Origin of the sequence: Streptomyces sp. NPDC001728 (genome assembly GCF_040297565.1) — a bacterium.
Classification (GTDB): domain Bacteria; phylum Actinomycetota; class Actinomycetes; order Streptomycetales; family Streptomycetaceae; genus Streptomyces.
On record NZ_JBEOZK010000003.1, the window covers coordinates 393,760 to 405,477 of the forward strand.

The window sequence follows — 11,718 nt, forward strand, 5'->3', positions numbered from 1 at the left end:
GAATTGCATCTCCATTAAGTCGTACGTATCCGCGTCAGCGCGCGGCGGCGGCGATCGATTCCCGGGCGGCGGCGACGATGGCCTCCGGCGTGAACCCGAACTCGCGGAACAGGACCTTCGCGTCCGCCGACGCACCGAAGTGCTCCAGCGAGACGATCCGGCCGGCGTCCCCGACGTACCGGTGCCAGGTGAGACCGATACCGGCCTCGACCGCGACACGGGCCTTGACCGACGGCGGCAGGACCGAGTCCTTGTACTCCTGGTCCTGCTCCTCGAACCACTCCACGGACGGCATCGAGACCACCCGGGCCGGGACACCGGCCGCCTGGAGCTGCTCACGGGCCTCGACGGCCAGGTGCACCTCGGAGCCCGTGCCGATCAGCACGACCTGGGCCTCTGTGTGCTGCCCGGAGGGCCCTTCGGCCTCGAACAGCACGTAGCCGCCCTTGACCGTGTCCTCGTTCGGCGCGTACGTCGGCACGCCCTGGCGGGTCAGCGCCAGACCGTGCGGGGCGCCCTTGCCGAAGACCTTGGTGTGGCGCCGCATGATCTCGCGCCAGGCGATCGCCGTCTCGTTGGCGTCGGCCGGACGGACCACGTTGAGACCCGGGATCGCGCGCAGCGAGGCCAGGTGCTCCACCGGCTGGTGCGTCGGGCCGTCCTCGCCCAGACCGATCGAGTCATGGGTCCAGACGTAGGTCACCGGCAGGTGCATCAGGGCCGACAGACGCACGGCGTTGCGCATGTAGTCGGAGAACACCAGGAAGGTGCCGCCGTAGATGCGCGTGTTGCCGTGCAGCGCGATGCCGTTCATCTCCGCGGCCATGGAGTGCTCGCGGATGCCGAAGTGGATCGTGCGGCCGTACTTGTCGGCCTCCGGGAGCGGGTTGCCCTCGGGGAGGAACGACGAGTCCTTGTCGATCGTCGTGTTGTTCGAGCCGGCGAGGTCGGCCGAGCCGCCCCACAGCTCCGGGACGACCGCGCCGAGCGCCTTGAGGACCTGGCCCGAGGCGGCACGGGTGGCGACACCCTTGCCCGGCTCGAAGACCGGGAGCTTCTCGGCCCAGCCGGCCGGCAGCTCGTTGGCCTGGATGCGGTCGAACTCGGCCGCGCGCTCCGGGCTGGCCGTACGCCACTCCGCGAGCTGCTTCTCCCAGGCGGCGCGGGCCTCACGGCCGCGGTCGCCGAGCGAGCGGGTGTGCGCGATGACCTCGTCCGAGACCTCGAAGGCCTGCTCCGGGTCGAAGCCCAGGACGCGCTTGGTGGCCGCGATCTCCTCGTCGCCGAGCGCCGAGCCGTGCGCGGCCTCGGTGTTCTGCGCGTTCGGCGCGGGCCAGGCGATGATCGAACGCATCGCGATGAACGACGGGCGCCCGGTCTCGGCCTCGGCGGCCCTGATCGCCGCGTACAGCCCGGCCGGGTCCAGGTCGCCGTTGGCCTGCGGCTCGACGCGCTGGACGTGCCAGCCGTACGCCTCGTACCGCTTCATCGTGTCCTCGGACACGGCCGTCTCGGTGTCGCCCTCGATCGAGATGTGGTTGTCGTCCCACAGCAGGATCAGGTTGCCGAGCTTCTGGTGGCCGGCGAGCGAGGACGCCTCCGCGGAGATGCCCTCCTGCAGGCAGCCGTCACCGGCGATCGCGTAGATCCGGTGGTCGAACGGAGAAGCGCCGACAGCGGCCTCCGGGTCGAACAGACCGCGCTCGAAGCGGGCGGCCATCGCCATGCCCACCGCGTTGGCGACACCCTGGCCCAGCGGGCCCGTCGTCGTCTCGACGGCGGCGGTGTGGCCGTACTCCGGGTGACCGGGGGTCTTCGAGCCCCAGGTGCGGAAGGACTTGAGGTCGTCCAGTTCGAGCCCGAAACCACCCAGGTACAGCTGGGTGTAGAGGGTCAGGGACGAGTGGCCGGCGGAGAGGACGAACCGGTCGCGCCCGACCCACTCGGGGTCGGCCGGGTCGTGCCGCATCACCTTCTGGAAGAGGGTGTACGCGGCGGGCGCCAGGCTCATCGCCGTACCGGGATGGCCGTTGCCGACCTTCTGTACGGCGTCCGCGGCCAGGATGCGGGCGGTGTCGACGGCCCGCTGGTCCAACTCGGTCCACTCGAGGTCTGTGGTGGTCGGCTTAGTGCTCACCCTGGGTCAGGGCTCCTCTCCACATGGCTTGGGCCGGTGACTGAGGGTGTACCGGCGTTGTCGAGCCTACCCCCGCCGGAACGCCCCTCTTTTCGTGTGCATGCCCCTCAAATGAGCGGACACAGCAAGACTGCCGCCGCCCGTGTGACTTCGCCTCCCGAAGCGCGTCCACGCCTTGGGACACACCGCCTCAACACGACCCCACCCCCGCGAAGATCGGCGTCTGGGCAACGTCTACAGTGGCGTGGTACGCGCAAGCTCTACCCCGTCTTCATCCGGGGAGCTTGCTGGGAATTTCTCTGTCAGGGGTGTGCGTGACGGCCGTCGAGTCCCGACCCGCAGGGGTCGTCTTGACTCCCAGCCCGGGGGGCCATCGGCCGTTCGGGGCCCGCGTCAAGGCATTCGTGGCGCTGACCAAGCCGCGGATCATCGAGCTGCTGCTCATCACCACCGTGCCGGTGATGTTCCTCGCCGAGCAGGGCGTGCCGGACCTGTGGCTGGTGCTCGCCACCTGCTTCGGCGGCTATCTGTCGGCGGGCGGCGCCAACGCGCTGAACATGTACATCGACCGCGACATCGACGCGCTGATGGACCGCACCTCCCAGCGTCCGCTGGTCACCGGCGTGCTGACCCCCCGCGAGGGCCTGGTCTTCGGCCTCAGCCTCGCCGTGGTCTCCACGCTCTGGTTCGGCCTGCTCGTCAACTGGCTGTCCGCCGCGCTCTCGCTCGGCGCGCTCCTCTTCTACGTCGTGGTCTACACGATGATCCTGAAGCGGCGCACCGCGCAGAACATCGTCTGGGGCGGCATCGCCGGCTGCCTTCCGGTGCTCATCGGCTGGTCGGCCGTGACGAACTCGATGTCCTGGGCCGCGGTCATCCTCTTCCTCGTCATCTTCTTCTGGACGCCGCCGCACTACTGGCCGCTGTCGATGAAGGTGAAGGACGACTACGCCCGGGCCGGCGTGCCCATGCTCCCGGTGCTGGCCTCCAACAAGGTCGTCGCCAAGCAGATCGTCCTCTACAGCTGGGTGATGGTCGCGGTCTCGCTGCTGCTCACCCCTCTGGGCTACACCGGCTGGCTCTACACCGCCGTGGCGCTGGTCACCGGCGGCTGGTGGCTCTGGGAGGCGCACGCGCTGCTCAACCGCGCCAAGGCGGGCGCGACCGGTGCGAAGCTCAAGGAGATGCGCCTCTTCCACTGGTCCATCACCTATGTGTCGCTGCTCTTCGTGGCGGTAGCGGTGGACCCCTTCCTCCGCTAGCGAGCCCCGCTCGCACCAGGGGTACGGCCGACGGCCGGGTCACGTGGGACAGCCCACACGGCCCGGCCGTCGCCGTTGGATCTACCGCTCGGTAGCATCCCTTTCATGGCAGAAACGAAGCAGGAAGAGCGCAAGGCGGCCCGGCTCGCCAAGCAGATCAAGGCCTTCTCCGAGGAGCACGGCGGCTCCGAGGGACACCTCGCGCACATCGGCCAGGCGGGCACCCGCATCGTCCTGGTCGGCACCGACGGCGGCTGGGGCGACCTCGTCGCGCCGACTCGGGAGATCGCCCGCCAGGCCGTCGAGAAGGCCGGACTGACCCTCCACGAGGAGTTCGACGGCGAGTTCGCCGCCAAGGTCACCACCGGCCCGTACGAGTGGACCCGGATGGCCGGTATCCAGATCGGCGGACCCTCCAACAGCTGAGGCGACCACCTCGTGCGGGGCTCACCCGTCAGGACGCGTGGAGACGTGACACGTCCACGCAGGGAGCCCCCCGAGATGATCGACACGCCGAACCTGGTGGACCAGTACTGCCACGGGGTGCTCCGCACGGAGCTGGGCCTCGGCACCTTCGAGGCCCACCTCGGCGCCCAGCTCGGCGAGAGCGGCGCGCTGCCCGCCCCGGGCACCACCTTCCTCGACACACAGACCGGTTTCGCCGTGCGCCGCTGGTGCCCGCCGGTCCTCGGGCTCGAACCGCACTGCCCGCCCGCCCGCTACCTCGCGCGCCGGCGCGAACTCGCGGTCGCGGAGGCGGGCCGCCGGCTGCTGCGGGCCTCCGGGATCACCACCTACCTGGTCGCCACCGGACTCCCCGGCGACCTCACGGGCCCCGCCGAGCCGGCCGCCGCGGGCGCCGCCGAGGCCCATCAGGTCGTCCGCCTCGAACCTCTCGCCGGTCATGGACGGCGCCTGGTCCCGTACCGACGCGCAGCGGGTGGCGGGGATGATCGCGGCGGAGAACGCGCGACGGGTCTACCGGCTGGCGGGGAGCCGGTAGACCCGTCGGGTCGGTGGGGTGGCCGGGGCTCAGGCCTTCGCCAGCTCCGCGTCGGCCTGGGCCGGGATGCCGGCGGTGGGCACCGGGCGCTCGCGCAGGCTCAGGGCGAGCCGCAGCACGGCGATCCACATCAGCGAGGAGCCGAGCATATGAGCGGCGACCAGGAGCTCGGGCACGCCCGTGAAGTACTGCACATAGCCCACGGCCCCCTGCGCGAGCAGCACGATCAGCAGGTCGCGTGCGCGGGCCCGGGTGTCGAGCGGGGCGTCCACCACACGCAGCACCAGCCACATGGCGACCGCCAGGGCGCAGACGACCCAGGCGGCGATGGCGTGGACGTGCGCGGCGTTCGTCCAGTCCCAGGGCATGCGCGGGACGTCGCTGCTGTCACCGGCGTGCTTGCCGGCGCCGGTCACCGTCGTCCCGAGCACGATGAGCAGCGCCGAGACGATCGTGATCGCCCAGGAGAGCTTCCGCACCGGGCGCGGCACGCGCGGACGGGAGGGGGTGTCGCCCTCGCCGGTCCGGTGCCAGGTGATGACGGCGACCGTGAGCAGCGAGTTCGCGGCGAGGAAGTGGCCGGCCACCGTCCACGGGTTGAGGCCCATCCACACCGTGATGCCGCCGATGACGGCGTTGCTCATCACGATCCAGAACTGGGCCCAGCCGAGCCGCGTCAGCCCGCGCCGCCACGGCTTGGTGGACCGGGCCGCGATGATCGCCCAGCCGACGGCGGCCGACAGGACGTACGTCAGCATCCGGTTGCCGAACTCGATCAGGCCGCGGTAGCCCTGCTCGGGCGTCACGATCAGACTGTCGTCGGTGCACTTGGGCCAGGTGTCGCAGCCCAGACCGGAACCGGTCAGCCGGACCGCGCCACCCGTGACGATGATGAGGACGCTCATCACGACGGCGGAGAGCGCGGCGCGCCGGAGCGTCCGGGGGGACGGGGTCCAGCGCCGGGCGATGGAGGCGAGGGGGGTCAGCACGCGCCCTATCGTAGGCCGGGGCTTGTGCACGCTTTCACGAGGGGTGCCTTGTCGGGAAACGTCACCCTCTGGGACCCCTCGGCTACTCCCAGCGGAAGAACTTCGCCGCCGCGCCGAGCCCCAGCACCGCCCAGACCGCCAGGGTCAGGGCGTCGCCCCAGGGCAGCGACGCGCCGTCCTGGAGGACCGCGCGCAGGCCGTCGGAGAGGGCGGAGATCGGCAGCAGCTCCAGGACCGAGCGGGCCGCGTCCGGGAACCTGTCCAGCGGGACGATGACCCCGCCGCCCACCAGGAGCAGCAGGAACACCAGGTTGGCGGCGGCCAGCGTGGCCTCCGCCTTCAGCGTGCCCGCCATCAGCAGGCCGAGCCCCGAGAACGCGGCCGTGCCGAGGACCAGGAGCAGCGCTACGGAGAACGGGTCGCCGTGCGGGGACCAGCCCAGGGCCAGGGCGATCACCGTGAGCAGGGCGATCTGGAGGACCTCGGTGACCAGGACCGCGAGCGTCTTGGAGGTCATCAGCGCCCAGCGGGGGAGCGGTGAGGCGCCGAGGCGCTTGAGCACCCCGTACCGCCGCTCGAAGCCGGTGGCGATGGCCTGGCCGGTGAAGGCGGTCGACAGGACGGCGAGCGCGAGGACGCCGGGGGCGAGGAAGTCCACGGCCTTGTCGGCGCCGGTGTCCACGATGTCGACCGTGGAGAACAGCACGAGCAGCAGCGAGGGGATGATCACGGTCAGCAGCAGCTGCTCGCCGTTGCGCAGCAGCATCCGGGTCTCCAGCGCCGTCTGCGCCGCGATCATCCGGCCGACGGGGGCGGCGCCGGGCTTCGGCGCGTAGGTACCAGTGCTCACGACCGCAGTTCCTTGCCCGTCAGTTCGAGGCCGTGCCGACCCGGGGGGCGACCCCCGGACCCCCGGCGAATCACCATGTCGACCGGCGTCATCCGCGCAACTCCTTGCCCGTGAGCTCAAGAAAAACGTCTTCGAGGGTGTGGCGCTCGACGGCGATGCCTTCGGGCATGACCCCGTGCTGGGCGCACCAGCTGGTGACCGTGGCGAGCAGCTGCGGGTCGACCGTGCCGCTGATCCGGTACGTGCCCGGGAGCGGCTCCGCCGCGGCGGAGCCGTCGGGGAGCGCCTTGAGGAGGGAGCCCAGGTCGAGTCCGGGGCGTCCGGTGAAGCGCAGGGTGTTCTCGGCGCCGCCCCGGCACAGCTGCTCGGGGCTGCCCTGGGCGGCGACCCGGCCGGCGTCGACGATGGCGACGTCGTCGGCGAGTTCCTCCGCCTCCTGCATGAAGTGGGTGGTGAGGACCACGGTCACGCCGTCGGCGCGCAGCTCGCGCACGAGGTCCCAGGTGGCGCGGCGGGCCTGCGGGTCGAGTCCGGCGGTGGGCTCGTCGAGGAAGACCAGCTCGGGGCGGCCGACGACGGCCATGGCGAGCGCGAGGCGCTGCTGCTGGCCGCCGGAGAGGCGCCGGTAGGTGGTGCGCCCGCAGGAGCCGAGGCCGAGGCGCTCGATCAGGGCGTCCACATCGAGGGGGTGGGCGTGGAGCTTCGCCATGTGGCGGAGCATCTCGTCGGCGCGGGCGCCGGAGTAGACGCCGCCGGACTGGAGCATCACACCGATCCGGGGGCGCAGGGCGACCGCGTCGGCGACCGGGTCGAGGCCGAGGACGCGGACGGTGCCGGCGTCGGGCCTGCGGTAGCCCTCGCAGGTCTCGATGGTGGTGGTCTTGCCGGCTCCGTTGGGGCCGAGGACGGCGGTGACGGTGGCCGCCCGCACGTCGAGGTCGAGGCCGTCGACGGCGGTCTTGCTTCCGTACCGCTTGACCAGGCCACGGACCTGGACGGCGGAGGCGGAGTCGGAGTCGTTGTGCTGGGTCCCGCGCATGGGGGAAGTCTAGAGAGGGGGCGGAGGTCCTTCCGGCGCGGGGCCCGGGTCCCTGGGTTCGGGACCTTCACGTGCGCTCCGCCCCGGCGCGCGGGCCTGGCGTCGACAGGGTGATCAGCGTCGCGGAGAACCTTCGGGAGGCGATCGGGCAGGCCGAGCACAAGGCCCATGACCTGGCCCGGCCCGGCAGGTACGCGGTCTCGGCGATGCTGGCGGAGCTGGTGGCCGGCAAGGAGGCGCTGGGCGGCGGTCGGCTGTTCTGGCGGGCGGTGCTGTGCAACATGCTGGTCTGCCTCGGGATCTGGATGTTCCAGCGGGCCCGGGGCGACGGGGTGAAGGTCTTCGTGCTGTGGCTGCCGGTGCTGGTGTTCGTCGCGGTGGCCTTCGAGCACTGTGTGGCGAACATGGCGCTGTACTCGTTGGCGATCCTCGACGGGACGGCCGGTTTCGGCGATCTGGGGCGGAGTCCGTTCTTCACGGTGCCGGGCGACATCGTGGGCGGCGGAGCCCTGGTGGCCTGCGCGTACTGGTTCACGGGACGGCCGGATCCGGTGCCGGGGAGGGCGTCCGGAGCGCTGATTCGTCCTATGAATGATCGTTTCCGCAGGTCAGGTAAGCCTTGCCTGAGTGATGCACGGCACCGCCCACCCGGGTGGTGCGGCTTGTCAGTCCGAGATTAATTACGCAACAATGGCGTTGTGAAAAACGTTGGCGCGGCTCCCGTGGAGGAACTCGCGACCCGAGAGCGTTCGACGCGCAACCGGGTCGCGCGGTCGATCCTGGACCACGGTCCCTCGACCGTCGCCGATCTGGCCGGGCGGCTTGGCCTCACCCAGGCCGCCGTCCGCCGCCACCTCGACTCGCTCGTCGCCGACACGGTCGTGGAGGCCCGCGAGAAGCGTGTCTACGGGACCCGTACCCGTGGCCGCCCCGCCAAGGTCTTCGCGCTCACCGACTGCGGCCGGGACGCCTTCGACCAGTCCTACGACTCGCTCGCCGTCGAGGCGCTGCGCTGGATCGAGCGCAACGCCGGAGGGGAGGCGGCCGTGGCCGCCTTCGCCCGCGACCGCATCGAGTCCCAGTCCGAGGCCTACCGCGAGGCCGTCGACGCGGCCGAGCCCGAGCGGCGGGCCGAGGCGCTCGCCAAGGCCCTGAGCGCGGACGGGTACGCTGCCACTGCGCGGAACGCGCCGGTCGGCGAGCAGCTCTGCCAGCACCACTGCCCGGTGGCCCACGTCGCCGAGCAGTACCCACAGCTGTGCGAGGCGGAGACGGAGTTCTTCTCCCGCCTCCTGGGAACGCACGTCCAGCGTCTGGCCACCATCGCGCATGGTGACGGCGTCTGCACCACGTTCATCCCGCACAGTGCTCCACAGACCACCGAATCAGCATCCGCAAGCACGGCCGGGAGGAACCCCGCATGACCACCGAGATCAGCCACCCCGAGCTCGAGGGCCTGGGTCGGTACGAGTACGGCTGGGCCGACTCCGACACCGCCGGTGCCACCGCCAAGCGCGGTCTGAACGAGGACGTCGTCCGCGACATCTCCTCGAAGAAGAACGAGCCCGAGTGGATGCTGAAGCTGCGTCTCAAGGGTCTGCGGCTCTTCGGCAAGAAGCCCATGCCCACCTGGGGCTCGGACCTCTCCGGCATCGACTTCGACAACATCAAGTACTTCGTGCGGTCCACCGAGAAGCAGGCCGAGTCCTGGGAGGACCTGCCGGAGGACATCAAGAACACGTACGACAGGCTCGGCATCCCCGAGGCCGAGAAGCAGCGCCTCGTCGCCGGTGTCGCCGCCCAGTACGAATCCGAGGTCGTCTACCACCAGATCCGTGAGGACCTGGAGGAGCAGGGCGTCATCTTCGTCGACACCGACACCGCGCTGAAGGAGCACGAGGAGCTCTTCCGCGAGTACTTCGGCACGGTCATCCCGGTCGGCGACAACAAGTTCGCCTCCCTGAACACGGCCGTCTGGTCCGGCGGCTCGTTCATCTACGTGCCGAAGGGCGTGCACGTCGAGATCCCGCTCCAGGCCTACTTCCGTATCAACACGGAGAACATGGGCCAGTTCGAGCGGACGCTGATCATCGTCGACGAGGACGCCTACGTCCACTACGTCGAGGGCTGCACCGCCCCGATCTACTCCTCGGACTCGCTGCACAGCGCCGTCGTCGAGATCATCGTCAAGAAGGGCGGCCGCTGCCGCTACACGACCATCCAGAACTGGTCGAACAACGTCTACAACCTGGTGACCAAGCGCGCCGTCGCCTACGAGGGCGCCACCATGGAGTGGGTCGACGGCAACATCGGCTCCAAGGTCACCATGAAGTACCCGGCCGTCTACCTCATGGGCGAGCACGCCAAGGGCGAGACCCTGTCCATCGCCTTCGCGGGCGAGGGCCAGCACCAGGACGCCGGCGCCAAGATGGTCCACATGGCCCCGAACACCTCCTCCAACATCGTCTCCAAGTCGGTGGCGCGAGGCGGCGGCCGCACCTCCTACCGCGGTCTCATCGAGATCGGCGAGGGTGCCCCGGGCGCCAAGTCCAACGTGCTCTGCGACGCGCTGCTCGTCGACACGATCTCCCGCTCGGACACGTACCCCTACGTGGACGTGCGCGAGGACGACGTCTCCATGGGCCACGAGGCCACCGTCTCCAAGGTCTCCGAGGACCAGCTCTTCTACCTGATGAGCCGCGGCCTCACCGAGTTCGAGGCCATGGCGATGATCGTCCGCGGCTTCGTCGAGCCCATCGCCAAGGAACTCCCGATGGAGTACGCCCTGGAGCTCAACCGGCTGATCGAGCTGCAGATGGAAGGCGCGGTCGGCTAACAGCCACCGCACCAGCAGCGACCGACTCACACGTACGCAGGAAGAGAGCAACACGACAGCCATGGCTGAGGCTCAGAACTCCCCCAAGCCCTCGACTCCGCTCGGGCATGGGGGACCCCCACCCGCGGGCTCCACCACCGCGGGCTCGATCGCGGTGGCCGCCGAGTCCACCGTCGCCACGCGCATGAGCGCGCCCCCGTCCTTCGACGTCGCGGACTTCCCCGTCCCGCACGGCCGTGAGGAGGAGTGGCGGTTCACCCCGCTCGCCCGTCTCCGCGGCCTCCACGACGGCACCGCCGTCGCCTCCGGCGAGGGCGTCAAGGTCGAGATCGAGGCCCCCGAGGGCGTCACCGTGGAGACCGTCGGCCGCGAGGACGAGCGCCTCGGCAAGGCCGGCACGCCCGTCGACCGCGTCGCCGCGCAGGCGTACTCCTCCTTCGAGAAGGCCTCGGTCGTCACCGTCGCCAAGGAGGCCGTCCTCGCGGAGCCGATCCGCATCACCGTGCACGGCCAGGGCGGCACCGCCTTCGGCCACCAGGTGATCGAGCTCGGCGCCTTCGCCGAGGCCGTCGTGGTCATGGACCACACCGGTGACGCCGTGCTCGCCGCCAACGTCGACTACGTCCTCGGCGACGGCGCCAAGCTGACCGTCGTCTCCGTCCAGGACTGGGACGAGAAGGCCGTCCACGTCGCCCAGCACAACGCCCTGGTCGGCCGCGACGCCTCCTTCAAGTCCGTCGTCGTCACCTTCGGCGGCGACGTCGTCCGCCTCCACCCCCGGGTGTCGTACGCGGCCCCCGGCGGCGAGGCGGAGCTGTTCGGCCTGTACTTCACGGACGCCGGCCAGCACCAGGAGCACCGCCTCCTGGTCGACCACAACACTCCGCACTGCAAGTCCAACGTGGCCTACAAGGGCGCGCTGCAGGGCCAGGACGCGCACGCCGTCTGGATCGGCGACGTGCTCATCCAGGCCGCCGCCGAGGGCACCGACACGTACGAGCTCAACCGGAACCTGGTCCTCACGGACGGCGCCCGGGTCGACTCCGTACCGAACCTGGAGATCGAGACCGGCGAGATCGCCGGTGCCGGTCACGCCTCGGCCACCGGCCGTTTCGACGACGAGCAGCTCTTCTACCTGATGTCCCGCGGCATCCCGGAGACCGAGGCCCGCCGCCTCGTCGTCCGCGGCTTCTTCGCGGAACTCGTCCAGCAGATCGGTCTGCCGGACGTACAGGAGCGACTCCTCGCCAAGATCGAGGCCGAGCTGGAGGCCTCCGTCTGATGGCCTTCGTCCGAGTCTGCGCGCTGAGCGAGCTGGAGGCCGACACCCCGAAGCGGGTCGAGGTCGACGGCACGCCGGTGTCGGTCGTGCACACCGAGGGCGAGGTGTTCGCGATCAACGACATCTGCTCGCACGCGAACGTCTCCCTCTCGGAGGGCGAGGTCGAGGACTGCGCGATCGAGTGCTGGCTGCACGGCTCCAGCTTCGACCTGCGCAGCGGCAAGCCCTCCGGCCTTCCCGCGACGCGTCCCGTCCCCGTATACCCCGTAAAGATCGAAGGGGACGATGTGCTCGTCTCCGTCACCCAGGAGTCCTGAGTC

11 protein-coding genes and 1 pseudogene are annotated in these 11,718 nt (G+C 70.5%); 8 read left to right on the forward strand and 4 right to left on the reverse strand.

Going from position 1 to position 11,718, the window contains the following annotated elements:
- Positions 1–34: 34 nt before the first annotated feature.
- The gene (tkt, locus tag ABT154_RS07200; RefSeq protein WP_351853905.1) at positions 35–2,137 is read right to left on the reverse strand and encodes a transketolase; all 2,103 of its coding nucleotides are present in this window, start codon (positions 2,135–2,137) and stop codon (positions 35–37) included.
- 314 nt (positions 2,138–2,451) lie between these two features.
- Between tkt and ABT154_RS07205 the strand changes: the two genes are divergently transcribed.
- The 3 genes and pseudogenes from ABT154_RS07205 to ABT154_RS07215 all read left to right on the forward strand — a co-directional run.
- A complete protein-coding gene (locus ABT154_RS07205) occupies positions 2,452–3,399 on the forward strand; it encodes a heme o synthase (RefSeq protein ID WP_351853908.1) in 948 nt (315 codons plus the stop codon).
- Positions 3,400–3,504: 105 nt separating this feature from the next.
- The gene (locus ABT154_RS07210; RefSeq protein WP_351853910.1) at positions 3,505–3,825 is read left to right on the forward strand and encodes a hypothetical protein; all 321 of its coding nucleotides are present in this window, start codon (positions 3,505–3,507) and stop codon (positions 3,823–3,825) included.
- 75 nt (positions 3,826–3,900) lie between these two features.
- Positions 3,901–4,299: pseudogene (locus ABT154_RS07215) on the forward strand (amidohydrolase); the annotation flags it as partial.
- Positions 4,300–4,431: 132 nt separating this feature from the next.
- On the opposite strand, the gene ABT154_RS07220 reads toward ABT154_RS07215, so the two are convergent.
- From ABT154_RS07220 to ABT154_RS07230, 3 genes are all read right to left on the reverse strand, one after another.
- A complete protein-coding gene (locus tag ABT154_RS07220; protein WP_502969457.1) occupies positions 4,432–5,421 on the reverse strand; it encodes a COX15/CtaA family protein in 990 nt (329 codons plus the stop codon).
- A 52-nt stretch (positions 5,422–5,473) separates the two neighbouring features.
- Positions 5,474–6,190: an ABC transporter permease gene (locus tag ABT154_RS07225; RefSeq protein ID WP_351854256.1), complete on the reverse strand. Its 717-nt coding sequence runs from the start codon at positions 6,188–6,190 to the stop codon at positions 5,474–5,476.
- 139 nt (positions 6,191–6,329) lie between these two features.
- Positions 6,330–7,280 carry an ABC transporter ATP-binding protein gene (locus ABT154_RS07230; RefSeq protein ID WP_351853913.1) on the reverse strand — a complete coding sequence of 317 codons (951 nt, stop codon included), beginning with the start codon at positions 7,278–7,280 and terminating at the stop codon, positions 6,330–6,332.
- A gap of 110 nt (positions 7,281–7,390) precedes the next feature.
- Here ABT154_RS07230 and ABT154_RS07235 point away from each other — a divergent pair, with 110 nt between their 5' ends.
- The 5 genes from ABT154_RS07235 (at position 7,391) to ABT154_RS07255 (ending at position 11,715) form a co-directional block, all read left to right on the forward strand.
- The gene (locus ABT154_RS07235) at positions 7,391–7,960 is read left to right on the forward strand and encodes a formate/nitrite transporter family protein (RefSeq protein WP_351853916.1); all 570 of its coding nucleotides are present in this window, start codon (positions 7,391–7,393) and stop codon (positions 7,958–7,960) included.
- A gap of 18 nt (positions 7,961–7,978) precedes the next feature.
- Positions 7,979–8,704: a helix-turn-helix transcriptional regulator gene (locus tag ABT154_RS07240; RefSeq protein WP_317873217.1), complete on the forward strand. Its 726-nt coding sequence runs from the start codon at positions 7,979–7,981 to the stop codon at positions 8,702–8,704.
- Positions 8,701–10,116, forward strand: a complete 1,416-nt coding sequence (gene sufB, locus ABT154_RS07245) for a Fe-S cluster assembly protein SufB (protein WP_317873216.1) — start codon at positions 8,701–8,703, stop codon at positions 10,114–10,116. Before ABT154_RS07240 ends, sufB begins: the two co-directional genes overlap by 4 nt.
- A 61-nt stretch (positions 10,117–10,177) precedes the next feature.
- Positions 10,178–11,398, forward strand: coding sequence for a Fe-S cluster assembly protein SufD (gene sufD / locus ABT154_RS07250; RefSeq protein WP_351853920.1), 1,221 nt, complete (start codon positions 10,178–10,180; stop codon positions 11,396–11,398).
- Entirely contained in the window at positions 11,398–11,715 is a 318-nt protein-coding gene (locus ABT154_RS07255; protein WP_024757173.1) for a bifunctional 3-phenylpropionate/cinnamic acid dioxygenase ferredoxin subunit, read from the forward strand. The genes sufD and ABT154_RS07255 overlap by 1 nt, the downstream gene beginning before the upstream one ends.
- Positions 11,716–11,718 lie beyond the last annotated feature (3 nt).

Bases quoted from the DNA above. Each gene is read 5' to 3' on its own strand.
- ABT154_RS07210 (WP_351853910.1), top strand. From the start codon at position 3,505: ATGGCAGAAACGAAGCAGGAAGAGCGCAAGGCGGCCCGGCTCGCCAAG.
- sufD (WP_351853920.1), top strand. From the start codon at position 10,178: ATGGCTGAGGCTCAGAACTCCCCCAAGCCCTCGACTCCGCTCGGGCAT.
- ABT154_RS07225 (WP_351854256.1), bottom strand. From the start codon at position 6,190: ATGATCGCGGCGCAGACGGCGCTGGAGACCCGGATGCTGCTGCGCAAC.
- ABT154_RS07230 (WP_351853913.1), bottom strand. From the start codon at position 7,280: ATGCGCGGGACCCAGCACAACGACTCCGACTCCGCCTCCGCCGTCCAG.
- ABT154_RS07255 (WP_024757173.1), top strand. From the start codon at position 11,398: ATGGCCTTCGTCCGAGTCTGCGCGCTGAGCGAGCTGGAGGCCGACACC.
- sufB (WP_317873216.1), top strand. From the start codon at position 8,701: ATGACCACCGAGATCAGCCACCCCGAGCTCGAGGGCCTGGGTCGGTAC.